Source organism: Bifidobacterium sp. 2450 (assembly GCF_041900695.1).
GTDB classification, from domain to species: domain Bacteria; phylum Actinomycetota; class Actinomycetes; order Actinomycetales; family Bifidobacteriaceae; genus Bifidobacterium; species Bifidobacterium longum.
In genome coordinates, this window is record NZ_JBHEEA010000003.1 from 196390 (window position 1) to 221513 (window position 25124).

The 25124-nt window shown below is 61.8% G+C and carries 24 protein-coding genes and 2 riboswitches; of the genes, 1 reads left to right on the forward strand and 23 read right to left on the reverse strand.

Translation table 11 applies throughout. The features are described from left to right. Positions 1 to 14 precede the first annotated feature (14 nt). The 8 genes from tyrS to argH form a co-directional block, all read right to left on the reverse strand. A complete protein-coding gene (tyrS, locus tag ACEUKI_RS01975; protein WP_374156437.1) occupies positions 15 to 1337 on the reverse strand; it encodes a tyrosine--tRNA ligase in 1323 nt (440 codons plus the stop codon). Positions 1338 to 1462: 125 nt separating this feature from the next. Continuing rightward, complete coding sequence (locus tag ACEUKI_RS01980; protein ID WP_080785147.1) at positions 1463 to 2230, reverse strand: putative ABC transporter permease; 768 nt, start codon at positions 2228 to 2230, stop codon at positions 1463 to 1465. Continuing rightward, positions 2227 to 2760, reverse strand: a complete 534-nt coding sequence (locus ACEUKI_RS01985) for an HD domain-containing protein (RefSeq protein ID WP_080785148.1) — start codon at positions 2758 to 2760, stop codon at positions 2227 to 2229. The genes ACEUKI_RS01980 and ACEUKI_RS01985 overlap by 4 nt, the downstream gene beginning before the upstream one ends. Positions 2761 to 2917: 157 nt before the next feature. Beyond that, positions 2918 to 3274, reverse strand: a complete 357-nt coding sequence (locus tag ACEUKI_RS01990) for a rhodanese-like domain-containing protein (protein WP_374156438.1) — start codon at positions 3272 to 3274, stop codon at positions 2918 to 2920. Positions 3275 to 3330: 56 nt separating this feature from the next. After that, on the reverse strand, positions 3331 to 4140 hold the full coding sequence (gene thiF / locus ACEUKI_RS01995; protein ID WP_080785150.1) for a thiazole biosynthesis adenylyltransferase ThiF: 810 nt from the start codon (positions 4138 to 4140) through the stop codon (positions 3331 to 3333). A gap of 95 nt (positions 4141 to 4235) precedes the next feature. Beyond that, positions 4236 to 5105, reverse strand: coding sequence for a thiazole synthase (locus tag ACEUKI_RS02000; protein WP_003828815.1), 870 nt, complete (start codon positions 5103 to 5105; stop codon positions 4236 to 4238). Between the two features lie 11 nt (positions 5106 to 5116). After that, on the reverse strand, positions 5117 to 5311 hold the full coding sequence (gene thiS, locus ACEUKI_RS02005) for a sulfur carrier protein ThiS (RefSeq protein ID WP_007051161.1): 195 nt from the start codon (positions 5309 to 5311) through the stop codon (positions 5117 to 5119). A 174-nt stretch (positions 5312 to 5485) separates the two neighbouring features. Continuing rightward, positions 5486 to 5589: riboswitch (TPP riboswitch) on the reverse strand. A 70-nt stretch (positions 5590 to 5659) separates the two neighbouring features. Further along, positions 5660 to 7132 (reverse strand): argininosuccinate lyase, encoded by a 1473-nt coding sequence (gene argH, locus ACEUKI_RS02010; RefSeq protein WP_115770168.1) that lies wholly within the window; start codon positions 7130 to 7132, stop codon positions 5660 to 5662. Between the two features lie 9 nt (positions 7133 to 7141). Between argH and ACEUKI_RS02015 the strand changes: the two genes are divergently transcribed. Further along, complete coding sequence (locus ACEUKI_RS02015; RefSeq protein ID WP_007056876.1) at positions 7142 to 7360, forward strand: type II toxin-antitoxin system YoeB family toxin; 219 nt, start codon at positions 7142 to 7144, stop codon at positions 7358 to 7360. A 216-nt stretch (positions 7361 to 7576) separates the two neighbouring features. Here ACEUKI_RS02015 and ACEUKI_RS02020 read toward each other — a convergent pair whose 3' ends face one another. The 15 genes from ACEUKI_RS02020 to ACEUKI_RS02090 all read right to left on the reverse strand — a co-directional run bounded on the left by ACEUKI_RS02020 (position 7577) and on the right by ACEUKI_RS02090 (position 25105). Beyond that, positions 7577 to 8815 (reverse strand): argininosuccinate synthase, encoded by a 1239-nt coding sequence (locus ACEUKI_RS02020; RefSeq protein ID WP_374156439.1) that lies wholly within the window; start codon positions 8813 to 8815, stop codon positions 7577 to 7579. 82 nt (positions 8816 to 8897) lie between these two features. Further along, complete coding sequence (locus ACEUKI_RS02025) at positions 8898 to 9410, reverse strand: arginine repressor (protein WP_008782771.1); 513 nt, start codon at positions 9408 to 9410, stop codon at positions 8898 to 8900. After that, positions 9407 to 10372 (reverse strand): ornithine carbamoyltransferase, encoded by a 966-nt coding sequence (gene argF, locus ACEUKI_RS02030; RefSeq protein WP_115770171.1) that lies wholly within the window; start codon positions 10370 to 10372, stop codon positions 9407 to 9409. Before argF ends, ACEUKI_RS02025 begins: the two co-directional genes overlap by 4 nt. A 43-nt stretch (positions 10373 to 10415) precedes the next feature. Then, positions 10416 to 11711: an acetylornithine transaminase gene (locus ACEUKI_RS02035; RefSeq protein WP_080785154.1), complete on the reverse strand. Its 1296-nt coding sequence runs from the start codon at positions 11709 to 11711 to the stop codon at positions 10416 to 10418. Continuing rightward, entirely contained in the window at positions 11701 to 12657 is a 957-nt protein-coding gene (argB, locus tag ACEUKI_RS02040) for an acetylglutamate kinase (protein ID WP_080785155.1), read from the reverse strand. Before argB ends, ACEUKI_RS02035 begins: the two co-directional genes overlap by 11 nt. Before the next feature lie 71 nt (positions 12658 to 12728). Next, complete coding sequence (gene argJ / locus ACEUKI_RS02045; RefSeq protein ID WP_080785156.1) at positions 12729 to 13904, reverse strand: bifunctional glutamate N-acetyltransferase/amino-acid acetyltransferase ArgJ; 1176 nt, start codon at positions 13902 to 13904, stop codon at positions 12729 to 12731. Beyond that, entirely contained in the window at positions 13901 to 14995 is a 1095-nt protein-coding gene (argC, locus tag ACEUKI_RS02050) for an N-acetyl-gamma-glutamyl-phosphate reductase (RefSeq protein ID WP_080785157.1), read from the reverse strand. Before argC ends, argJ begins: the two co-directional genes overlap by 4 nt. A gap of 98 nt (positions 14996 to 15093) precedes the next feature. Further along, positions 15094 to 15780: a hypothetical protein gene (locus tag ACEUKI_RS02055; protein ID WP_080785158.1), complete on the reverse strand. Its 687-nt coding sequence runs from the start codon at positions 15778 to 15780 to the stop codon at positions 15094 to 15096. A 30-nt stretch (positions 15781 to 15810) separates the two neighbouring features. Then, positions 15811 to 18420, reverse strand: coding sequence for a phenylalanine--tRNA ligase subunit beta (gene pheT / locus ACEUKI_RS02060; RefSeq protein ID WP_080785159.1), 2610 nt, complete (start codon positions 18418 to 18420; stop codon positions 15811 to 15813). Between the two features lie 7 nt (positions 18421 to 18427). Then, positions 18428 to 19483 carry a phenylalanine--tRNA ligase subunit alpha gene (gene pheS / locus ACEUKI_RS02065; protein WP_370622457.1) on the reverse strand — a complete coding sequence of 352 codons (1056 nt, stop codon included), beginning with the start codon at positions 19481 to 19483 and terminating at the stop codon, positions 18428 to 18430. A gap of 65 nt (positions 19484 to 19548) precedes the next feature. Further along, positions 19549 to 20427 carry an RNA methyltransferase gene (locus ACEUKI_RS02070; protein WP_179133454.1) on the reverse strand — a complete coding sequence of 293 codons (879 nt, stop codon included), beginning with the start codon at positions 20425 to 20427 and terminating at the stop codon, positions 19549 to 19551. A 112-nt stretch (positions 20428 to 20539) separates the two neighbouring features. Beyond that, a complete protein-coding gene (locus tag ACEUKI_RS02075) occupies positions 20540 to 21367 on the reverse strand; it encodes an energy-coupling factor transporter transmembrane protein EcfT (RefSeq protein WP_080785162.1) in 828 nt (275 codons plus the stop codon). Then, positions 21364 to 22839 (reverse strand): ABC transporter ATP-binding protein, encoded by a 1476-nt coding sequence (locus ACEUKI_RS02080; RefSeq protein ID WP_179133455.1) that lies wholly within the window; start codon positions 22837 to 22839, stop codon positions 21364 to 21366. The genes ACEUKI_RS02075 and ACEUKI_RS02080 overlap by 4 nt, the downstream gene beginning before the upstream one ends. Further along, entirely contained in the window at positions 22839 to 23438 is a 600-nt protein-coding gene (locus ACEUKI_RS02085; protein WP_080785163.1) for an ECF transporter S component, read from the reverse strand. The genes ACEUKI_RS02080 and ACEUKI_RS02085 overlap by 1 nt, the downstream gene beginning before the upstream one ends. Before the next feature lie 104 nt (positions 23439 to 23542). Then, positions 23543 to 23647: riboswitch (TPP riboswitch) on the reverse strand. A 90-nt stretch (positions 23648 to 23737) separates the two neighbouring features. Further along, positions 23738 to 25105: a dipeptidase gene (locus ACEUKI_RS02090; RefSeq protein WP_374156440.1), complete on the reverse strand. Its 1368-nt coding sequence runs from the start codon at positions 25103 to 25105 to the stop codon at positions 23738 to 23740. Positions 25106 to 25124 lie beyond the last annotated feature (19 nt).

The window sequence follows — 25124 nt, forward strand, 5'->3', positions numbered from 1 at the left end:
TAATTCGTTGTTGGTTAACGGTTTTCCACGGCGCCGAGCGCCTTCTTGCCACGACGGATGAGCGCGAAGCGGCCTGCCAGGAAGTCGGCTTCGGCCAGCACCTGCTCCTCATCCTCGATACGGTTGTTGTTGAGATACACGCCACCGGACTTGATGGCGCGGCGTGCCTCGGAAGCGGACTTGAACAGTCCGGCAGCCTGGGCGGCGTCGATTACGCGATCGCCGGGCTTGGAGACGGGGAAGACGTGCTCGCCGTTCTCGTCGACCACCTTGAAGCCGTCGAGCACGGATTCCAGCGTTTCCTCGTCGATGTCTTCGAGGTTGCCACCGCGGCCGAACAGCGCACCGGAAGCATCGATGGCGGCCTGGGTAGCGGCCTCGCCATGCACGAAGCTGGTGACCTCCCAGGCGAGGGTCTTCTGGGCCTCGCGCTTGCCGGGGTTGGTCTTGGATTCCTCGACCAGTCGTTCGATTTCGGCCTTGGGCAGGAAGGTGAACGCCTTCAGCAGGCTTTCCATCTCCACGTCCGGGCGGTTGATCCAGAACTGGTAGAACTTGTACGGGCTGAGCATCGTGGCGTCGAGCCAGACGGCGTTGCCCTCGGACTTGCCGAACTTCTTGCCGGAAGCATCGGTGATAATCGGGCTGGTGAACACGCTGACGTCCACACCGCGCACCTTGTGGATCAGGTCCAGGCCGGAGGTGAGGTTGCCCCACTGGTCGGAGCCGCCGAGTTCCAGCGTGCAGTGGTATTCGTCAAACAGGTGGAGGAAGTCGTTGCCCTGCAGCACCTGGTAGCTGAACTCGGTGAAGGAGATGCCTTCCTCAGAGTTCAGGCGGCGGGCGACCGTGTCCTTGGCGAGCATGGTGCCCAAACGGAAGTTCTTGCCGACGTCACGCAGGAAGTCGATGACGGTCATCGAGGCGGTCCAATCGTAATTGGACACGAAACGTACGGCGTTCGCGCCTTCGGTGTCCAGAATGCCACCGATCTGATTCTTCAGGCGATCGGCCCAGCCGGCCACCACGTCCTTCGGGTTAAGCGTACGTTCGCCGGACTGGCGCGGGTCGCCGATGAGTCCGGTGGCGCCACCGACCAAAGCGATCGGATGATGGCCCGCAAGCTGCAGGTGACGCATGTTGATGAGCTGCACGAGGTTGCCGATATGCAAGGATGCAGCGGTGGGATCGAAGCCACAATAATAGGTGATGGGCTCGCCGTTCAGTGCTTCTGCGAGTCGATCCCGGTCCGTGGACTGGGAAATCAACCCGCGCCATTCCAGTTCCTCAAGCAGGGTGTTGAAACCCGCTTCCTTGAAGTCGGTGACGTGAGCCATAGCTTGTCGCTTCTCCCTATCGAATTGTGAATGAGACTGCCCAGTTGGGCACAGTCAAGTTTCGCAGAACATGGCGACAGTGCCGAACACCAGCCGAGCCGCGCGATTCAGTAAAACGCCTTATTCTAGCGGCGCGGGCCCATAAGTTCGCGCAAAGAGTCGATGATGCCCTGACGATCCGGCACCTGGAACTTCGGGAAGGACTTGAGCATACGCTTCTGCTGTGCGTTGATGACGCCATTGACGGCCCAGCGCAGACGCTCAACCGTATCCTGCGAAAGCTCACGCATCCTGTCGGATACCGCATTGGAGCCCCACTGCCACGTGCCACCGGCGCGTGCCGCCACATCCTGCACCACCTGAGAGACGGAATCGAGCACCTGCTCGAATTCGAGCATGCCCGCAACCGTGACCGCCAAGTCGATGATGGTGATCAGGGCCAGTACCGTGACCAGCGTATGCAGCATCGGCAGCGGAATCATATCCGTGACCCGCTCGACATATGGCTGCGAACCAAGTACCACGCCCACGCCGCCGAGGCCGAAAATCAACGCGCCCAGCAGGCAGACGCGCCCTTGGAGGTTGAAGCGGAAGTTCGAGTAATCCCACCAGCGGGCGTGGAACAGCTGCTCCATGACCCACGAGGTTGTGTATTCGAGTATCGTGGCGCCCACCATCGAAATCAGGAAGATGATAATCGGGTTATGTACGTTGCCGAGAATGGCGACGCCGAGTATCGCGCCGGTGCCGTAGATCGGGCACAACGGGCCGTCGAGGAACCCTCGGTTGACCAAGCGGTGCTGTTGGCAGGAGACGAGAATGGACTCGTACATCCAGCCGACGAAACTGTAGAACAGAAACCAGAGGAAATAATGTTCGAGTGTGATGATCATCGACGGGCTTCGATCTCGGCGTAAGGCTTCGCAGCGGGCAACGCGCGCTTGTTGAACCGGTCGAACGAGAAGGTCTCGGCGGTGGCGGAGCATTTGTCCGCCAAGGTGACCAGATAGCCTTCGATATAGCGCGGCGGCACCGGGGTCATCGGGAACATGTGGTTCTCGATGCTGTTGCGTTCGATATCGTTGAGCTTGAAGTCCTTCAGGGCATTGACCAGGGCGGCGCGGCCATGGGTGAAGCCATGCCACTGGTGTTCGCCGTTATCCCAATCGTGCCAGTCGTACAGGAAGTAATCGTGCAGGAGAGCCGCGCGAATCAGGGATTTGAGGTCGACGCGGTACCACAGGTGTGCGCGGTCGGCCATCCACACAGCCAGGCAGGCGACACGCACGGAATGTTCGAACGTGGTGACATTGCCGTGCTGGTAGCAGCAGCGTTCGATCTGCATGTGGCGATGCTCGATGACCTCACGGCCGTGCTTGGCGACCAGGCGTTGAATCTGCGTTCGGGTGAGCAGATGTCCCACGGTTTCGACCCTCCGTTCGGGTTGGTTCAATGCAATCCCTTGTTGTGAACTACGATTACCCGACGATATTCAAGAATCCATCGAGTAATACCGTGACCGATTGTAGGGCACACGTATGTCCGTGCACACTCATCCAAAAGAACGACAACGGGAACCGTTAATCGTGGTGGGTTTCAAGATAGTCGAGATAACCCTGAAAACCGCCATCGAGGCTTGCTACATCGTAACCGCGATCGGCAAGGATTTCAGCTACTTCCTCGCTCCACCATCCTTGAGCACAATAGACTACGACAGTTCGATTTGTGGGCACGGTTTTGAGCACATGGGCCAGAGGGTCGAGTGGTGCATTGGTGGCGTCTTCGACCGGGTGGGCGGCGAAGTCGGCTGGTTCCCTCAAGTCGAGCAGCGTGACCGTATTCGGGTCGAGCTTGGCAAATTCCGCCGGCGTGATGCGGCGGTACGATGCTTCACTGCTCTCATCGTCATCGACCGCATTATGCAAAGCAATAGGCATGTTCTTCCCCTCTCGTTCTGATCTTGGCTCCCCTCAAGGAGGGACGCCACATAGCTCTAAATCGCGCAGGCCGGCTGAATATAGTTGGCCGGATCAATAGCAGTAATGGTCGGCTGCTCACCGCACACCGGGCAATCCGGCACATGCTTTGGCAGTGGGACCCGTCGAATATTCATGGTCAGGGCATCCACAGTGAGCATGCGAGCCACGAGCGGCTCCCCCACGCCGGCAATCAGCTTGACGGCCTCAGTCGCCTCCAGACTGCCGATCACGCCGACCACCGCGCCCAGTACGCCGGCTTCCTTGCAGGTCGGAATCTCACCGGCGGCGGGCATGTCGCGGAAGATGCAGCGGTAGCAGGGGCCTCCGCCGGGAATGACGGTCATCACCTGACCGGCGAATCCGACCACACCGGCATGGATATACGGCTTGCCGGCCAGCACGCAGGCGTCATTGATGAGGAATTTTGCGGCGAAGTTGTCGGTGGCATCGATCACCAGATCGTACGGTTCGATGAGGCCGGCGATGTTGCTCGCGTCGACGAGCTCGTAGTAGGTATCAACCGTCACATCCGGGTTGAGCGCGCGGATGGCTGTGGCCGCGGATTCCACTTTGGGCGCTCCGACACGTGCAGTGGTATGGATGATTTGGCGTTGCAGATTGCTCATATCCACCACATCGCCGTCCACCAGTCCGATATGGCCGACGCCAGCCGCCGCCAGATACAGGGCGGCCGGAGAACCAAGCCCTCCCGCTCCGATGATGAGCACGCTGGAGACCAGCAACCGCTTTTGCCCTTTGACCCCCACGCCCTTCAAAATCAAGTGCCGAGCATACCGTTCAAGTTGTTCATCCGTTAATGCCATATTCCATGTTCCTCATGTATCACAACCCAGCTCCCCTTGCCAGGGGAGCTGTCGCCGGAGGCGACTGAGGGGGTAGTCCCGTTCTTGAAATGTCCTCAGTGCAAATACCCCGTAGTCGGGCTGGACGGCACAGCCTGCCCCTCGGTCACCTTGCCAAGGCCAGACAAATACGCCGCACGACCAGCATCGATGGCGTGCTTGAACGCCTCAGCCATCAGCGGGATATTGCCAGCAGAGGCAACGGCCGTGTACGCCATCACCGCATCCGCACCCATCTCCATCGCATCGCAGGCCTGGCTCGGGCGTCCGATACCAGCGTCGATGATGACCGGCACATGCGCATTGGCGATGATGATTTCGATGAAGTCACGCATGCGCAGGCCCATATTGGAGCCGATCAACGAACCGAGCGGCATAACGGCAGCGGCACCGGCCTCCTCCAGCTGACGGGCCGCAATCGGGTCCGGGAACATGTAGGGCATGACCACGAAGCCTTCCTTGGCCAACATTTCGGTGGCTCGGATGGTTTCGGCGTTGTCCGGCAAGAGGTACTTGGTCTCGTGTTCGATTTCGACCTTGACGAAGTCGGTGTGGCACACTTCGCGTGCCAGTCGGGCGATACGCACGGCTTCCTCGGCGTTGCGCGCACCGGAGGTGTTGGGCAGCAGCGTAATGCCTTCGGGAATGTAGTCGAGCACGCTGTTCTCGGTGGTCTGCGCGCGGCGCAGTGCCATGGTGACGATTTGCGTGCCTGCATGTTCGACCGTGGCCTTGATGAGGTTCAGGTCGTAGCGGCCGGAGCCCAAAATGAATCGCGACTGGAACTCGTGACCGCCCAGGTTCAGCGGCTTGTCTTCCACCGGGAGAATCGGCGCGGCGGTGCCGACCGGATTGGTGACGGCGGGCTGCGGCGGCAGCGGAGTCGCCTCAACAGATGCTTCAGTAACCGGATTAATATTGCTCATAGCTTTTCCTTTCATCCACCCTGTACAAACTGCACAATTTCCATGACGCACTGGTCGTCGAGCATGGCGTCGGCACGCTTATCGCGCGGGATAATCTCACCATTGAGTTCGATGGCCACACGCTCGGCGCGGAATCCGTGCGCTTCGAGATAATCGGCGACGCTGACCGGCGTCTCGAGCGTGACCTGCTCTCCGTTGACCTGCATAATATCCTTTCAGATAGTAAAAAAGGGCGCACGAAACGAACCGTACCTTAAGTGGTGCGCCCATTCATGAACCCAATCATGCGACCGTTCGACCGCTGTGATGTATTGGCTCCATCACGACCGTCTCACGGCTGAATTATGCAAACGGAATGAAAGCTGTATCGGAGAACCCGGCAAATCTGCGACAACGATTCCTTACGGCGGCATGACCCGCGTCAAGTTCCCCGGTCGAAGTCTGGCGACTTCCTCTCAGCCTCACGGCTCCCGTTCGTTACGATTTCTCAGTGTATGCCGTTGCAGTGACAACAGCAAAATGAAGCTCCCTCTGACGAGGGAGCTTCATTGGGACTAGAACGTGCCGGGGGCTTTGTAGGCGGAGCCATCCGACGTGGATGCGGGGAAGAGCTTGAGTTCTTCGGCCTCGGCCTTGGCGTCGGCGATCTGCTCGCGCACGCGACCGTAAGCGGTGCCGCCCTTGCCGTTGCGGGAGTCGACCGAACCGTGGCTGGAGAGCACTTCGCGTACTCCCGGAGCCTTGTCGGCCGGCAGGAACGCGGCGAAGGTCTCGATGAAGTCATTGTCGGTCAGATCCCACAGTTCCTGGCCGCGGCCTTCGGCGAGCTTGACGCAGGCACCAGAGAGCTCGTGCGCGTGGCGGAACGGCACACCGTTCTTGACGAGCCATTCGGCGATGTCGGTGGCCAGCGCGAAGCCGGTCGGAGCTTCCTCTTCCAGGCGGTCGCCGTCGAAGTGCATGGTCCTGACCATGCCGGTGAAGGCGGGCAGCAGCACTTCGAGCGTATCGACCTGGTCGAACACGGCCTCCTTGTCTTCCTGCAGATCGCGAGCGTAGGCGGTGGGCAGGCCCTTCAGGGTGGCCAGCAGACCGGTCAGATCGCCGATGAGTCGGCCGGACTTGCCGCGGGCGAGCTCGGCGATATCCGGGTTCTTCTTCTGCGGCATGATGGAGGAGCCGGTGGAATAGCCGTCGTCGAGCTTGACGAAGGCGAACTCCTGGGTGTTCCAGATGATGATCTCCTCGGACAGGCGGGAGATGTCCACGCCGGTCATGGCGGCCACGAACGCGAATTCGGCCACGAGATCACGTGCGGCGGTGCCATCGATGGAGTTGTCGGTCACGCGGGAGAAGCCGAGCTCACGCGCCACGGCCTCCGGGTCGAGGCCGAGCGTGTTGCCGGCCAGCGCGCCGGAGCCGTACGGAGAGGCGTTGATGCGCTTGTCCCAGTCGATCAGTCGCTGCACGTCGCGAATCAGCGGCCAAGCGTGGGCCATGAGCTGGTGCGCGAGCAGCACGGGCTGGGCGTGCTGCATGTGGGTGCGGCCCGGCATCACGGTGCGGCCGGCCTTTTCGCTCTGCTCGATCAGGGCGTTGACGAGGTCAAGCAGGAGTCCGGCGATCACACGGGAGTGGCGGCGCAACCACATGCGAATCAGGCAGGCGATCTGGTCGTTGCGGGAACGGCCGGCCCTGAGCTTGCCGCCGAGTTCATCGCCGGCAATGTCAATCAGACCGCGTTCGAGGGCGGTGGCCTCGTCCTCATCGTCTTCGATGGGGGCGAAGGAGCCATCGTCAACGTGGCGCTGGAGCGTGTCGAGCGCATCCTCCATGCGCTGCAGCTCGTCGGCGGTCAGAAGTCCCGCACGGCCGAGAGCACGGGCGTGGGCGCGGGAACCGGCGATGTCGTCGTCGACCAAGCGCCAGTCGAACTGCGTGGACCTGGACAGTCGGGCCAATTCCGGCGACGGACCAGACGTAAAGCGACCACCCCACAGGGCCAGATGTTCGTTGTTCTCAGTCATGAAGGCTCCTTGAAACCATGGATTGCAAACAAATCAGACTGCTTGTCAGACTATCAGCGTTGGGCTACATACCGGTGGATTCAAGTTGTTCGTATTCCATGGCGGCAATGTCAGGGATACTGGTCACGTCGTATTGATGAAAAGAACCGCATCGTATACCGCATTACGGGTAACGACGTTCAAAACCTGGAAATAGCCGTCTGTCGAACTCATTACGGAGAGCACTGAGCTTCTTCCGTCATCGGCAAAAAAACGAGGGGAGCACGAGCATAATCTTTGCTCGCACTCCCCTCAGTCATCTACGACGACAGCGTCCTGTAATTACGGACAGCCTGACGGCTGCTGATTGTTGGCTCACTGTCGTTCGCACCTCACCTGCAAACAGCCCACTGGGCTGTTTGCTTTACGGCGCGGCCCCTCAACGAGGGGAGCCAAAGTAAATGATTACTCGACGGTGTTCTCCGGGACCTCGATGCCGTTGCCGAACTTGACGTCGCGCGCTGCGGCCACGCGGGACGGCAGGCCGTAGATGTCGATGAAGCCGTTGGAGGACTTCTGGTCGAAGGTATCGCCGGAATCATAGGTGGCGAGCTTGTAGTCGTACAGCGAGGAGTCGGAACGACGGCCGGTCACGACGGCGCGACCGCCGTGCAGGACCATGCGAATCTCACCGGACACGTACTTCTGGGTGTCCTCGATGAACGCGTTGAGCGACTGAGTCGCCGGGGAGAACCACTGCGCATCGTAGACCAACTCGCCCCAGCGCTTGTCGATGTCGCGCTTGATGCGGTGCTGTTCGCGTTCGAGGCAGCAGTTCTCAAGCTCCTGATGAGCGGTAATCAGGGCCATGGCACCCGGGGCCTCGTACAGCTCGCGGGACTTGATGCCGACCAGGCGGTCCTCGATGAGGTCGATGCGGCCGACGCCCTGGGCTCCGGCGCGGCGGTTCATCTCTTCGATGGCCTGCAGCGGAGTGACGTCACGTCCGTCGATCTTGACCGGCACGCCTTCCTTGAACTCGATGACGACTTCATCTTCGACCGGCGGGAAGGCCGGGTCGTCGGTGTAGGAGTAGCAGTCCTTGGTCGGGCCGTTCCACGGATCCTCAAGGAAGCCGGTCTCAATGGCGCGGCCCCACACGTTCTGGTCGATGGAGTACGGGGACTTCTCGGTCTGGGTGATCGGCAGCTTGTGCTCCTTGGCGAACGCGATCTCGACGTCGCGGGTCAGGGACAGGTCGCGAATCGGGCTGATGGCCTTCAGCGTCGGGTCGATGGAGGCAATGGAGACCTCGAAACGAACCTGGTCGTTACCCTTGCCGGTGCAACCGTGGGAGATGGTGTCGGCACCGAACTGGTGGGCGGCGCGCACGAGGTGCTTGGAGATCAGCGGACGGGAGATGGCGGAGACCAGCGGGTAGACGCCTTCGTACATGGCGTTGGCCTTGAGGGCCTTCATGCAATATTCGTTGGCGAACTCGTCACGGGCGTCGACCACGTAGGATTCGACGGCTCCGCAGGCGAGGGCGCGCTGCTTGATGGTCTCAAGGCTTTCGCCGCCCTGGCCGACGTCGAGGGACACGGCCACGACGTCCTTGCCGGTGCGCTCCTTCAGGTACGAGATGGCGACGGAGGTGTCAAGACCGCCGGAGTAGGCCAGAACAATGCGCTTGTTATCTGCCATTGGTTCCCTTTCGTTCAAGGTCTGAAAAACGAACTGATGCAAGTATATACAGAAGACTGTATATTTATGCACGGTGTGTTGGTTATTTGGAGGCGAGGCTTAGTAACCAGTCGGAGCGGAAGACGGCGGTGTCGTCATTGGTGCAGATCACCATGACGGTGTCGTCTCCGGCGATGGTGCCTAGCACGCCTTCAATCGACTGCTTGTCAATCACCGAGGCCACGTATTGCGCGGCACCGGAAGGCGTGTGCACCACAACCAGATTTCTGGCGGCGGCCACCGAGGTGACCAGTCCGTTCAGCACGCGAGACATCTGTGCCTCACCGCGCTCCCCTACATCCTCACCTTCTGAAGCAACGACGCTGCGACCCACCGTGTAGGCCACCGTGCCGTCCTTCAGCCTGGTCTTCACCGCATGCATCTCATCAAGATCGCGGCTCAGGGTCGCCTGAGTCACCGCAATACCCTCGTCGATAAGGATTTTGGACAGCTGTGATTGCGAGGTGATGATATGCGTGGCGAGTGCCTGTTCTATGGCACTCAGCCGCGCCGCCCTGGTGGCAGGGCGCTGCAGGGACGGACCGGTTTCACTCATGCGAGCAGGCTTTCGTCTCCACGGGCCTTGCCGGTCAACCAAGTCAGCAACGCTTTCTGTGCGTGCAGACGGTTCTCGGCCTCATCCCACACCACGGACTGTGGGCCGTCGATCACTTCAGCGGTGACTTCCTTACCGCGGTAGGCGGGCAGGCAGTGCTGGAAGAGCGCATCCGGCTTGGCCAATGCCATAAGTTCAGCGTTGACCTGGTAATCCCCGAATGGCTTGGAACGGATGGCGTATTCGGCTTCCTCGCCCATGGAGACCCAGGTGTCGGTGAACACGCAGTCGGCGTCCTTCACCGCTTCCTTGGCATCGGTGGTGACCAGGATGGAGCCGCCGGTCTCGGCCGCGATGCGCTTGGCGTCGGCCACGATGTCCGGGCGGGGCAGGTAGCCGTAGGGGCCGGCCACGCGCACGTCCATGCCGGCCACGGCACCGCCGAGCAGGTAGGAGTTGGCCATGTTGTTGGCCGCGTCACCGAGGTAGACGATGGTCTGGTTCTTCAGGTTGTCGACGCCGCCTCGGTGCTCGGCGATGGTCTGGAAGTCAGCGAGAATCTGGCAGGGATGGAAGTCATCGGTCAGGGCGTTGACCACCGGATGGGTGGAGTACTTGGCCATTTCTTCGACGCGGTCCTGGCCGAAGGTGCGCCACACCACGCCGTAAGCCATGCGGTCGAGCACACGAGCGGTATCGGCCACGGGCTCGCCACGGCCCAGCTGGGAGCCGGACTTGTCGATGACCAGCGGGTAGCCGCCAAGCTCGGCAACGCCGATGGAGAAGCTGGAGCGGGTGCGGGTGGAGGGCTTGTCGAACAGTACGGCGACGGCCTGCGGACCGGCGAATGGCTGCTTGTAGAAGCGGTCGTGGTGGAACTTGATGGCAAGTTCGAGCACCTGCTTCTGCTCCTCATGGTTGAGGTCGTCGTCACGCAACATGTGGCGAAGTTCTGGGGTCATGATGATCTCCTTGGATCGGTGGGTCGGCAGTGACGGAGAGAAATCAGTCGTCGGGCAGGTCCGTAGGCACATCCTTGAGGATGGCAAGTGCCTGATCCACGTCTTGTTCGGTTACAATCAGCGGCGGTGCGAAACGCAGCGCATTTGGAGCCACCGCGTTGACGATGAGCCCGTGTTCGAGGCAGTAGTTCATCACCGCGTGGGAGCAGGGATGCTTGAGCTCGACGGCATCCAGCAAACCACGACCGCGTACGGAAACGAACAGCGGATTACCGGTGGCCATAATGCCATCGCGCAGCTGTTCGCCGCGAGCTTCGGCGTTGGCCACCAGATTCTCGTCTTCAATCACGTCAAGAGTGGCGAGTCCCGCAGCCGCACCCAGCGGATTGCCGGCAAAGGTGGAGCCGTGGGAACCGGGAGTGAACAGAGCCGCAAGTTTCTCGCCGAAAGCGATCATGCCGCCCATCGGGAATCCGCCTGCCACACCCTTGGCGAAAGTCACCATATCCGGCGTCACGCCGCCGGACAGATCGTCACGCTGGAATGCGAACCACTTGCCGGTACGTCCGATACCGGTCTGTACTTCATCGATGATAAGCAGCGCGTGGTTGATATCGCACAGTTCGCGCACGAACTTGACGTAATCGGCGCCCAACGGCTGCACGCCGGCTTCGCCTTGGATAAGTTCCAGAATCACAGCAGCCACCGGACCCTTGCCATAGCGACCGAGACCGGTCTGCGCAAAAGCGTCGTGCAGGGCGACCTTGTCGCCGGCGCGCACGAATTCGATGTTCGGCACCAGCGGATCATACGGCTTACGGATACCGGGTTTCCATGTGGCGGACAGCGCACCCATCGTACGGCCATGGAAGCCGTGAGTCATTGCGAGAATGCGTGCGGGCTTGCCGCCGATGGAAGGCAGGGCACCAGGCAAGGTGCGGCCATACAGCTTGGCGAGCTTGAGGGCAGCTTCATTGCCTTCAGCACCGGAGTTGCCGAAGTAGACTTTGGAGCCTTCAGGTGCACCAGCCAGCTCGACCAGTTTTGATGCCAATTCAATTTGCGGCTCGGACGCAAAATAGTTGCTGATATGAGCCACCTTGGCAGCCTGATCGGCAACCGCCTTGACCCACTTGGGGTGGGCGTATCCGAGGGAATTGACGGCGATGCCTGCCAGGAAATCGAGATATTCGTTACCGTCAACATCCCAGATGTGGGCACCTTGGCCGTGATCCATGACGCGCAGCGGCGTACCGAACACATTCATGTGGACCTGAGAGTACTCTCCCAGCCACTTGCTGTCTTCCGTACCTAGTTTTTCCTCATGCTCAGTAGCCATAAGAGCTCCTCATTTCCAGTCCTTCATCGGGCATAACCATGGTACCGATGCCTGCGGAGGTGAATATCTCGTTCAAAATCGAATGCGGCTTGCGCCCATCGATGATATGGGCTTGGGGCACGCCACCGTCGATGGCCCTGACACAGGCCTCCATCTTGGGTCGCATACCGGATTCCAGGTCCGGTAGCATATCGCGCAGGGTTTCCACACCGATCCGGCCAATCAGAGAATTCTTGTCCGGCCAATCGGCGTACAGACCATCCACATCGGTCAAGATAACGAGCTTGTGTGCGCCCACAGCGGCAGCCAAAGCGGCGGCAGCGGAATCGGCGTTCACGTTGAGCACTTCAGTGGCATCTTCTTCGTTCGGAGCCACGGAAGAGACGACCGGGATACGACCGGCGGCCACCAGATCCTCGACTGCCGAAGCATCGACGGAAACCACGTCGCCGACCAGGCCGATATCGGTGGGCTTGCCATCGATGATGGGCCTGCGCTGCATGGCTGAGAACAGGCCGCCGTCTTCACCGGACAGGCCTACGGCCAGCGGGCCGTGCGCGTTGATCAGGCCTACCAGTTCGCGTGAAACCTTGCCGGTCAGAACCATGCGCACCACATCCATGGCCTCGGGGGTGGTGACCCTCAGGCCGCCTTTGAATTCGGATTTGATGCCGAGGGCCTTGAGCATGTGGGAAATCTGCGGACCGCCGCCGTGCACGACGATCGGGTGCAAACCCACCTGACGCAGAAAGACCATGTCTTCGGCGAAGCACTGCTTCAGATGGTCATCGACCATGGCATTGCCGCCGTATTTGACGACGATACGCTGGCCGGCGAACTCCTCCAGCCATGGCAGCGCTTCAATAAGCACTTCTGCCTTCTGATCGGCGCGCAAATCGGTGTGCACGTCGAAATGGAACCCAGGTCCCTTCAATTCTGTAGACAATTTTTCTCTTTTCTGCGACGCCGGAGACGCTATCGCTGCCGGCTGCTACAAACAGCCCACTGGGCTGTTTGTCAGCTTTCGTAGTCGGCGTTGATGTGGACGTATTCGTGGGTGAGGTCGTCGGTCCAGACGGTGGCCTCGGCGTCCGAGCCGGTGTTCAGGTCGATGTCAATGTGGACTTCGCGCGGGGTCATGTCGACCTCGCTACGGTCGCGGCCGGCACCGCCGTTCTCGCAGATGCGCACGCCGTTGACGTCCACGGTCACCTTGTTCGAATCGTAAGGCGCGACTTCAGGCGGCACAGTGCCCAGGGAGCTGACGATGCGACCCCAGTTCGGATCGTTGCCGGAGATGGCGCACTTGAGCAGGTTCGAGGCGGCGACGGCACGACCACAGGCAAGTGCCGCGTCTTCGCTGGTGGCACCGGTGACGGTGATACGGATGTCGTGGGAGGCACCTTCGCCGTCGCCGATGATCTGGCGGGACAGGGATGCACAGGCCTCACGCACCAGCTTGTTGAATTCGTCCTTGTCCGGTTCGACGCCGGAGGCACCGGAGGCGAGCAGCAGGACCGTGTCGTTGGTGGACATGCAGCCGTCCACGTCGATGCGGTTGAACGAATGTTCGGCAGCCACAGCGAGTGCGGCCTGCATCTGACCGGCGGAGACAACCGCATCGGTGGTGATGACGCACAGCATGGTGGCCAGCTGCGGGGCAATCATGCCCGAGCCCTTGACCATGCCGCCGATCTTCCAACCGTTGGAGCCGGTCAGTTCGACCGTCTTCGGCTTGGTGTCGGTGGTCATGATGGCGTGGGAGGCGTCGGTGCCGGCTTCGGTGGTGGCGGCAAGAGCCTCATGGGCGCTCTTGGCACCAGCCAGCACGTTGTCCAACGGCAGCAGTTCACCGATGAGACCGGTGGAGCAGACAGCCACATCATTCGGTTCGGCGCCGATGAGACCGGCGACCGTTTCCGCGGTGGCGACGGACTGGGCGTAACCGGCCTCGCCGGTGCAGGCGTTGGCACCGCCGGAGTTCAGAATCACGGCCTTGACGTGACCGTCGGCGACGACCTTACGGCTCCACTGCACCGGGGCGGCACAGAAACGGTTCGAGGTGAACACGCCTGCAGCCGCGTCGAGCGGGCCGTTGTTGACCACGAGGGCCAAGTCCTTCTTGCCTTCGACGGATGAAATACCAGCCGCCACGCCGGCGGCGGAGAAACCTTGTGCAAATGTAACGCTCACGGTGCTACTCCGATCTTGGTCAGGCCCGCGTCTTCCGGCAGGCCGAGTGCGATGTTCAGTGATTGGACCGCTTGTCCGGCGGTACCACGATTGAGGTTGTCGATGGCGGCAAAAGCGTAGATGCGGCCGGCCTTGCGGTCGGTGACGACCTGCAGGTGGGCTGCATTGGAGCCGATGATGTTGCCAGTGGCGGGCAGTGTGCCCTCGGGCAGCAGCACCATGAAGTCCTGACCTTCATAGACCTTGGACCATACGGCGCGAATCTCCTCATCACTCAGCGCCTTGGCCTTGTCCGTCATGCGGGCGGACACGGTGGCGAGGATACCTCGGGACATGGGGGCGAGAATCGGTGTGAAGCCGAGCGTGAATTCGCTGGCTTCGGCCGCGCTCTTGCCGGCCGCGTGGGCGAAGTCCTGCAGGATTTCGGGAATGTGGCGGTGCTTGCCGCCCACCGAATACGGCAGGGCGGATTGCAGGGCCTCGGCGGCAAGCAGGTTGGTGCGCTTGAGATTCTTGCCGGCACCCGAGTATCCGACGACCAGATCGGCCACGATATCCTGCGATTCAACCAGTCCTTCGGCGATGCCGGGCTGGAGGGCCAGCGTGGTGGCGGTGACGTTGCAGCCGGGACCTGCGATGCGCTTGGTACCAGAAAGCGCCGCACGCTGGCGGGTGTAGGAGCCGTCCGCGGCTTTGCCGGTGATGAGCTCGGGCATGCCGTAGGTCCAATGCTCATAGAAATCGCCGCCGTAGAACTCATCCCAAACGGCCTGTTCTTCGAGGCGATGGTCGGCGCCCAAATCCACAACCACGGCATTCGGATCGAGCTGCGAGGCGAGCTTGCCCGAAGCACCGTGCGGCAGTGCGAGGATGATAACGTCATGCCCGTTCAGCACTTCGGGCGTGGTATCTTCAACGACCAGATTGGCCAGTTGGGGAATATGCGGCATGTGCTTGGCCATCGACTCCTCCACTGAGGAATGGCCTGCCACGCAGGTGATTTCGAAGTCGGGGTGCGCGGCCAGAATGCGCAGCGCTTCACCGCCGGCATAGCCCGTGGCACCGGCCACGGCCACTGTATATTTCGCCATACTCATCTCTTTTCACTGATGTGTCTTCGGATGAGTATACGCGATTATGCAGACTATTGCATATTTATGCAGTGAGTGTGTTGGTATGTGAACGCTACTTATGCGGAGATGGAGTCGGAGGAGGAGCCGGTGCCGCCGGTGAGTTGCTGGAGGGCTTCCTGGTAGAGGCTCATGGCGTCATAGCCATTGAAGGCCATCCAGATGACGGCGATGGTGTACAGCACGTTGATTACCACGGCGGCCACGGCCAAACCGAAGCCCTTCATATGGAAAGTGCGCGTGCGCCACATTGCCACCGCGCCCATCAGTGCCGAGAGCACTGGCACCGGGAAGAACAGGGCGAGGATAAAGGAGATGATCGCATACGAATCCCAATGCCCGTAGAGTGGGTTCTGGTTCGGATCGTTCAGGTCGATGCCGTGGTAATAATGCGGCTGGTGAGGCTGACCGTTCGGCTGTTGACCATACGGCTGGCCCTGCATGCCCGGGTACCCGCCAGGATATGCGCCCGGACCGGACTGTTGGCCGCCTTGAGCATACGGCCAGCCGCCCGCCTGCTGATTGCCGGGCCACGCCGGCTGCTGACCATACGGCTGGCCAGCCTGCTGAAATTGTGCCGCGCCACCGTTGTTGCCAGCGGCTGCGTCGGAATCCTTCTTAGTATCCGGCTCGGGAGCGCCATAAATATACGGGTTGTAATTCGGCCCGTATTGGCCAGACATAGCACCATATTCAGGCTGCTGGTACTGCCCGTATTTCAGCTTGTCCTGCTCCGGTTGGCTCATGGCGCTCCTCGATTCGGATGATTGGTTGGGTCAGGCGCGCAGCTGGGCGCCGATTTCGGCGGCCTCAGCCACGATGGCCTTGCGGATGGCGTCGCTGTCTTCGGCGGACAGCGTCTTGCTCGGCGAACGGAACACCACCGCATAGGCCAGGGACTTCTTGCCCTCGCCCACCTGTTCGCCGGTGAACACGTCGAACAGTTCGATGGATTCGAGGTTCGCGCCGGCGGCCTTGCGAATCACGTTCTCAAGCTGGCCTGCGGTCACGGTCTCGTCCACGGTGAAGGCCAAATCCTGCTTGACCGGCGGGAACGTGGAGATCGGCTTGGCCTGGACGGGCTTGCCGGTCAGCGTGGCGAACAGCGCGGTGAGGTTCAGCTCGAAGGCCGCGGAATGGGCCGGGAAGCCGAGCGCCTCGTTGACGCGCGGGTGCAGTTCACCAACCCAGCCGGTGAAGACGTCGCCCACCATGACGCGGGCGGCGCGGCCGGGGTGCCATTGGACGGGCACATCGTCGGCGGCGGGCTGGTCGAGTTCGATTGCGGCACCGATACGGCCGGCGATGCGGCGCACGGCCTCGACGACGTCGGACCAGTCGACCGGACGCTTGCCGCCCATCCAGCCGTCGTCCTCGGCCAGACCGGTCAGGATGCCGGCCACATGGTCGGGCTGTTCGGGCAGACCGGCGTCAAGCGCGGCGAGCTGTTCGTCGGTGGGGCGCACGCCGCCGGGCAGTGCCGGGATGGCGGGCGCGTTCGGATCCCACAGGTAGACGTGGCCGAGCTCGTACAGGGACACGTTTTCGATGCCGCGGCGGATGTTGCGCTGCACGGTGGTGGCCAGGGTCGGCAGAATCTCACGACGTAGGTACGGACGGTCGCCGTAGAGCGGGTTGGCGATCTCGACGCTGACCTTCTTGGTGGCTTCCGGGTCGAAGCCGAAGGCCTTGTAATCGTCGTCACCCACGAACGGGTAGCTCAGCGATTCGACCATGCCGAACTCGGCGAGCTCGTCCGCCACGCGACGGCGACGCTGCTGGTCCGGAGTCAGGCCCACCAGACCCTCGACCGGTGCCGGCGGCACGGTGATCGGAATCTGGTCGTAGCCGACCAGTCGGGCGATCTCCTCGACCAGGTCGCACGGCTCGTTCAAGTCCGGACGCCAGCTCGGCGCGGTTACGGAGAACTCACCGTTGCCGCCACCGGCCACCGTGCAGCCGATGTCGGTCAGGATGTCGGAGATGCGGTTGATGTCCACGTCGAGGCCGGCTACGCGGGCCACTTCGGAGGCCTTGAAGTGGATGGCCTTGGCGCGCGGCGTGTTGTTCACGTCGTTCGGATGTTCGCTGGGTTCGCCGTTGCCGTACTTGGCCATGAGCTCGGCGGCCATCTGGGTGGCGGCAGGCTGCAGCGCGGTGTCGACGCCACGTTCGAAGCGGCGGGAGGCCTCGGATGGAATCTTGTGGCGACGGGCCGAACGGGCGATGGTCACCTGATCGAAGTGCGCGGCCTCCAGAAGAATGTTCTTGGTGTCGGCGGTCACTTCGCCATACAGGCCGCCCATCACACCGGCAAGGCCGAGGATGCGCGAGCCGTGTTCGCCGTTCGGCGAATCGGTGATAAGCAGATCTTCGACGCTCAGGTCATGTTCCTTGCCGTCCAGGGTGGTGAGTTTCTCACCCTCGTTGGCGCGGCGCACGACAATCGGGCCTTCGAGCTTGTCGAGGTCGTAGGCGTGCATCGGCTGGCCGAGGTCAAGCATCACGTAGTTGGTCACGTCCACGGCCAAGGAGATGGAGCGCATACCGGCGCGGATCAGGCGACGGCGCATCCAGTTGGGCGTGTGGGCGTTGGGGTTGAAGTCCTTGACGATGCGCGCGTAGTAGCGGTCACAGCCGGGCACGCCGTGAATCGGATTGTTATCGTCGATTTCAACATCGATGTCCACCGGGGTGCCGGGCTGGTAGTCAGCAGGTTCCGGGGCCTTCTCGTTGAGTGCCACGGCCGGATCGGTGTAGGCGGCACCGGTGGAGTGGTGGTATTCGCGGGCCACGCCACGGTAGGACAGCGTGTAGCCACGGTCCGGGGTGATGTTGATCTCAAGCAGAGGCTGGTCGAGGTGCAGCAGGTGCATGGCGTCCTGACCAGGCTTCAGAGCCTCGTATTCAGCCTCGGAGAAGCCGTACTGACGCAGCAGGATGATGCCATTGTGGTTGTCGCCCAGACCCAGCTCACGTTCGGAGGCACACATGCCGTTGGAGATGTGGCCGTAGGTCTTGCGCGGTTCGATCTTGAAGTCGCCGGGCAGCACGGCACCGGGCAGGGTGACGACGACCTTTTCGCCGGCCTTCATGTTGGGCGCGCCGCAGATGATGCCGCGCGGCACCTTGTTGCCGTCTTCGTCAGTCTCGTTCCATTCGTCGCCGCAGTCCACGTGGCACCAGTTGATGGTCTTGCCGTTCTTCTGAGGTTCGGGGGTGGCGTCGACCACGTAGCCGACCACAATCGGGCCGGTCACCTGAGAGGAGTGAATCTCCTCTTCCTCAAGACCCACCTTGACAAGGTCCTTGGCGAGCTGTTCGTAGGTCAGGCCTCCGGGAACCTCGACATGGTCCTTGAGCCAATCGATATCGATCATAGGCATGGCTGAATCACTCCCCCATCACAAACTGTTCGGAGAAACGCACGTCACCTTCGACCAGGTCGTGCATGTCGTTGATGTCGCTGCGCAGCAGAAGCGTGCGCTCCATGCCGACGCCGAAGGCGAAACCGGTGTAGACGTCCGGGTCGATGCCGGCGGACTTCAGCACGTTCGGGTTCACCATGCCGCAGCCGCCCCACTCGAGCCAGCCGGGGCCGCCCTTCTTGTCGGGGAACCACAGGTCGAGTTCGGCGCTCGGCTCAGTGAACGGGAAGTAGCTCGGGCGCAGGCGCGTCTTGGCTTCAGGGCCGAACATGGCGACGGCGAGCTTGTCCAGCACGCCCTTCAGGTCGGCCATGGTCAGGTGCTTGTCGACGGCGAGGGCTTCGCACTGGTGGAACACCGGAGTATGGGTGGCGTCCAGCTCATCGGTGCGGAACACGCGGCCCGGGGACGCGATGTACAGCGGCACGCCACGGGTCAGGAGGGCACGGACCTGATCGGAGGAGGTCTGCGTACGCACCACCATGTTGGAGCCGACGAAACCGGCGGCGTCCTTGGCTTGATTGCCCTTGACGTAGAAGGTGTCCTGCATCTGGCGGGCCGGATGGTCCGGGCCGAAATTCAGGGAGTCGAAGTTGTACCATTCGGCTTCGATTTCCGGGCCGGAGGAGATCTGCCAGCCCATGGAGATGAAGAAGTCCTCGACGTCCTCCATCAGCTTAGGCAGCGGGTGACGGGCACCCAGAGGCTTACGGTTCACCGGCAGCGTCATATCCACGGTTTCGGCGGCAAGCGCGGCCTTCTCGGCGGCTTCCTTGAGCTCGACCTCCTTGGGACCATAGGCGCGGCCGAAGTCGGCGCGCAGCTTGCCCATGAGCTTGCCGGCTTCCTTCTTCTGGTCGGCGGGCAGGGAGCCAATGGCCTTGCTGGCCTTGGTCATCGCCGAATCGGCACCTGCATACGTTGTCTTGATGGCCTTGAGCTCCTCCAGGTTGGAGGCGTTCTGGATTTTCTCGATGCCCTCGGCAACCTCAGCGGTCACCTGGTCGGCGTCGAACACCATTTGTTCTGCCACGAGAACCCTTTCGTCTGATGTTTTCTCAGCGTTTCACAGCGTTTTTACCGGTTTCACATTCTTTCAACATGACCCGACATAGACAGCGACATCAGCATCACCGCGGCCGAGGTGCCGAGGTTCAGCGATTCGGCCTTGCCATAAAGCGGGATGGAGACGATGCGACCGCAGCGCGTGAGGCTGTCCGGTTCCAAGCCACGCGCCTCATTGCCGAACAGCACGGCTTTCGGAGCCTCGACCGCCGCCTTGTCCGCCAGTACTGCGGGCAGGCTTTCCGGCTTGCGTTCTTCGGTGCCGTATACGTCGGCGGCCCAGACGTCCATATTATGGTCGCCCGTCCAGATGAAGAATTCGTCGGTGCTCATGGCGAGTACCGGCAGATGGAACAGGGAGCCTGCGGTGGAGCGGATGACCTTGGGGTTCAGCACGTCCACGCAGTCGTCCACGAAGATTACGGCATCGCAGCCGGCCGCGTCGGCCGCACGGATCACGGTGCCGGCGTTGCCTGGGTCGCGCACCTGCCAGAAGGCGGCAATCTGCGGGGCCCGACCGTTCTTGCCAAGTTCGACGTCATCGGCACCGGCGTGCATGGACTCGGCATTGCCGACGGCCGCGATGCCTTGGGCGTCCGGACTGATGCGGTGCATCACGTCGCCGGTGCAGTAGTGCACATAAATCGTGGCATCCTGCGAGGTCTCGACGATCTTCTCCAACGTGGAGGAGATGATACGCGGATGTTCCAGCGCCTGCGAAACCTCTACATACAGGTCCTGCACCACGTCCGGCCGCCAAGTGATGGCCTCGCGCACGGATTGCGGGCCTTCGATAAGAAAACGGCCCGAACGTTCGCGGCCTTTGGCTCGGGTCAGATCGGCGATGCGGCGCACGCGGTCGGATTTCGGATTATCAAGAATCTGGGCGTTGATGGGCATAGCCACTACCCTACTGCCGGGTCATTACGTCAGTTCGTGGCTCACTCCCGCTGGCGGAGGCATCGTAAGCCTTTCAGACACCCTGAAAGGCACTGTGCCAGTCTGCCGTCTTTCAGACACCCTGAAAGGCGAAGTGCCAATTCCCGGTGCCGACGGCTACGCCTATGGAGGCCAGCGGGACGGCCAAACAGATGACGTAGAAGATCCAGTCGATAGGCTTCAGACGCGAGATGCGGGCTTGGGAGCGTGGGGCGCTGGAGCCGAAGCCGCGCGCTTCCATGGCGGTGGCGAGTTTGGTGGCGCGCCGGATGGAGAGCACCAGCAGTCCGAACGCTTGGGAGAGGGCACGGGCGATGGCGTTACCGTCACCAAGGCCGCGCGAACGCTGGGACAAGCCGAGTGCGCGCCAATCTTCCTGCAGCAGCGTAAACATGCGCAATCCGGCCAATCCGCCGTATACGAATCGCGGTGAGAAGTGCAGAATCTCAACCAGACCGTCCGCCAAATCAGTGGGATCGAGGCCCAAGGCCAGAATCACGCCGGGTACGGCAATGGCCGCCACCCTGATAGCCGTGGCGATGGCCAGATTGATGGATCCCTCGCTGATCACAATCCAGCCACCCTGCCACAGGATCTCGCCCGAGGTGCGGCCGTAGAGGAACACGGAGATAAAACTGCCGGCGGCGGCGATCCATACCGGCCAGGTCTTACGGCATACGGTCCACGGAGCCACGCCACCAATCCACAGCAGCACGAATTCGATGCCGAGCGCCGTGGATGCGGATACCACATCCAGACTGATGAACATCGGAATGCACAGCAGCAACGCACCGATGATGCGACTGACCGCGTTGATGCGCGCGATGAACCATGAGGGCGATGAGGCTTTGACCGGCTCCACGCGCGTTTCCTGTGGGCTGACGGTTACCACGTCACTCATGCCTTCGCCTCCTCGAACATCACGCGTCGCGCGTCCAGCGCATCCACCAGCGCCTCATCGTGCGTCACCATGATCACGCACGAGCCTTGATCACGGATGGCGGCGATCAGCTTGACCATTTCATTCCACGTACTGAAATCCTGTCCGAATGTCGGTTCGTCCATCACCAACACTTTGGGTGCGGCGGCCAGCATGGAAGCCACGGATAGTCGCCGCTTCTCCCCGCCAGACAAGGTGTACGGGTTGGCTTTGGCGAAGCGCGTGAGATTCATCTGCTCAAGCATGCGGTCGGCGGTCTGATAAGCCTCGTCTTGGCTCTGCCCCATCGACTTGGGGCCGATGGCGACTTCGTCACGCACGAAATTGGCAGCGAACTGGTGTTCGGGCTCCTGGAACACCATGCCGATACGGCCCAGCAGTTCCTTGCTTTTCCAGTCGATCGGCTCACGCCCGGCATGCGCGGGCTTGAGGTTGTCGGCGATGAGCACCTTGCCGGCGATAGGCTTGAGTAGCCCGGCCAAAGTCAGGGCCAAGGTCGATTTGCCCGCGCCGTTCGGACCCATCAGAGCCGTTACTTCGCCGGGATAAAAATCCAGATTGATACCAACGCCAAGAGCGATCCCACGGCCAAAGCTTAAGTTCTCGGTGCTGAGCACCGGCGCATCGTGCGCAGGCTCCTGCTCCGGTGAGTAATCGGGAATCACACGGCCCGGCACCCACGCGCCACCGGCGGCCAACACGTCGCCCATCTCGGCGAACACCTCGTCCGGCTTGCCGTCGGCGATGACCGCACCCGTGGGCGAACTTGCATCGGGTCGGCCGAGCACAATCACGCGATCGACCAGATCGAGCCATACATCGATATGGTGTTCGACCACAACCATGGTCTGTCCGGTGGCCTCGATGACCTTTTTGACCGCGTCATGCACTTCGACCACGCCTTCGGGGTCGAGGTTGGCGGTCGGTTCGTCCAACAACAGCAGACCGGGCTTCATAGCCAGCACGCCGGCCAACGCGAGACGTTGGCGCTGACCGCCGGACAGATGGCGGGTGGACCGATCCAGTTCGAGTCCGCCGAGTCCCACCATATCCAATGATTCGCGCACTCGCTGCCAAATCTCCTCGCGCGGCACGTTGAGGTTTTCGCAGCCGAAGGACGCGTCATCGCCTAGTCGTTCAAGAATGATCTGCGAGTCCGGGTCCTGAAGCACCAGTCCCACGCGGCCTCGCGCCTCGCGCGCATCGACGCCAGCGATGGTGAGCGAGCCCTCCTGCTCGCCTTCCTCATCGCCGCCAAGTACGCCTGCGAGACCGGCCATCATCGTGCTTTTGCCCGCGCCCGAAGCACCGAGCAGCAACACACGTTCACCTGGCCGGATGGTGAAATCGACGGCACGCAACGCGAAGTCCTTACGCGTGGCGTGCCGCCATCCCCAGCCGCTGGCCTCTACCGCAGCCGGATTAATCTGCATCAGACGCGCGCCTTGCCGCGGCCGGATTCAAAGCGCTCCAGAGCACCGGTGGCGGCGAGCGCACGAGACAAGTACCAGACCACCACGCCGGCGATCACGACGCCGGAGATGATGGAGCCCACCAGATACCAAGTGACGCGCAGGCCGTTCCAGCCCGGGTTGGTGGCCCAGTAGTAGGCCCAGCAGCCCACGCCGGCGAGCGCACCGGACAGGATGGTGGTGCCGATGTTCCACTTCTTCCAAGCGAAGACGGCGAAGGCAATTTCGGCACCCAGACCCTGGATGATGCCGACGGTCAGCGAGCCGCCGACGCCCCACTGGTTGCCCAGCGTAAGCTCGAGGAAGGCGGCGAGGGTTTCGGCAAACAGTGCGGCACCGGGCTTGCGCACAATGATTGCGGCGAGCGGGCCGGCGAACAGCCAGAATCCGTTGAGCAGACCCTCGAAACCGGGGGTCACGCCCTCGAACAGGGCCAGCGGGGCGGAGCAGACAATGTCCCAGCCCCAGAAAATGACGCCGGATGCGACGGCGATGATTGCGGCGACGACGATATCGACGACGCGCCACTTGCAATTGGCTTTGGCCACAGCTTCAGTCATGAATGTGCCTTTCTTCTGCTCGCACGCAGGCCGAACATACACGGATATATGTACGCACATAATGCACATGTTCGTGTCCACGCGCGGGTTGGTTCAGGCACGGGTGGGTAAGAGCGACATTTCCGTGCGCCGGCATTATCCGGTCACGTTCCATCGGTCGAGACTATGAGTCTCCTCTCAGCCGCCCAACGGCAGCTCCCGTGTCAACTCCCGACTATAAAGCAAGCCGCCGTCAAAGGCAATAGCCACATCTGTGACCTACCTGACGGCGGCTCGCTACCATTACCGATACGGTTCGGCTACTTGCCGAGCTTGTCCAGCAGCAAAGCCTCGGTGATCACGTTGTTCTTGAGGCCGGGCAGGGAGATGGACTCATTGGGGCTGTGGGCGTTGGCCTTCGGGTCTTCAGGACCGGTGACCAGCACCTGAGCGTTGGGGAAAATGCGCTGCAGTTCGGGGATGAACGGAATGGAGCCGCCTTCGCCCTTGTTGATGGGCTCAACGCCGAAGGCCTCGGTCATGGCTTCCAGCGCGTCTTTGGTGGCCACGGCGGTCGGGTCCATGGCCCAGCCCATGCCGTTTTCGCCGCGCTCGACAGTGACCTTGGCACCGAACGGCGCGTGGGATTCGAGGAATGCAGCCAGTGCTTCCTGCGCTTCTTCAGGGCGCTGGGTGGGCGCGGTGCGCAGCGACAGACGGAAGCGGGTCTCCGGGGCGATCACGTTGAAGGATCCCTCGACCGGGTGGGCGTCGAAACCGATCACGGTCACGGACGGCTTGGTCCACAGGCGTGAGGCCAGCGAACCGGTGCCGGCGAACTCGTAACCGGCCACCACGCCAGAATCCTCGCGCACGGTGGTTTCGTCAAGGTCGTGCTGCAAACCGCCGATCGGCTCTTCCGCGGCCACGCCGGGTACGGCCAGATCGCCGTTCTCGTCATACATGGAAGCGATGAGCATGGCGGCCAACGTATTGGAGTCGAGAATCGGGCCGCCGTACTGGCCGGAGTGCACCGGATGCTCAAGGCCCTGCACGGTCACGTCCGCACAGGTGTTGCCGCGCAGCGAGGTGGTCAAAGAAGGAATGTCCGCCGACCAGTTGCCGGAATCGGCCACGATAATCACGTCAGCGGCGAATTCGTCGCGGTGAGCCTCGATGAAGGGAATGAAGCTTGGCGAGCCCATCTCCTCTTCGCCTTCGATGAACACTTTGATATTGACGTTGAGGTCGTCGCCCAATGCCTTCAGTGCACCGGAGTGGATGGCGATGCCGCCGCCGTCATCGGCGGAGCCACGGCCGTAAAGGCGGCCGTCGATTTCGGTGGCCACGAACGGGTCGGTGTTCCACTCGGTCGGGTCCGGAACAGGCTGCACGTCGTGATGGGCGTAGAGCAGCACGGTGGGGGCGTCCGGAGAAACGATATGCGAACCGATGACCTCCCATGCGCCCGGAGTGCCGTCGGCATTGGAAGCCTGGACCACCTTGGTATCCACACCCACGAGGCGCAGTTCGTCTGCCACGAATTCAGCGGAGCGCCTCATATGTTCGGCGGTGATGCCCTTGGCGGAGATCGACTGCAGCGCGACCTTTTCGGCCAGCACCTTGACGATGCGATTCCAATCGGTTTCGACGCGCGAACGAATCTCGTCAGCGGCGAGCGTTGTCATGATGGTCCTCCTTTATATG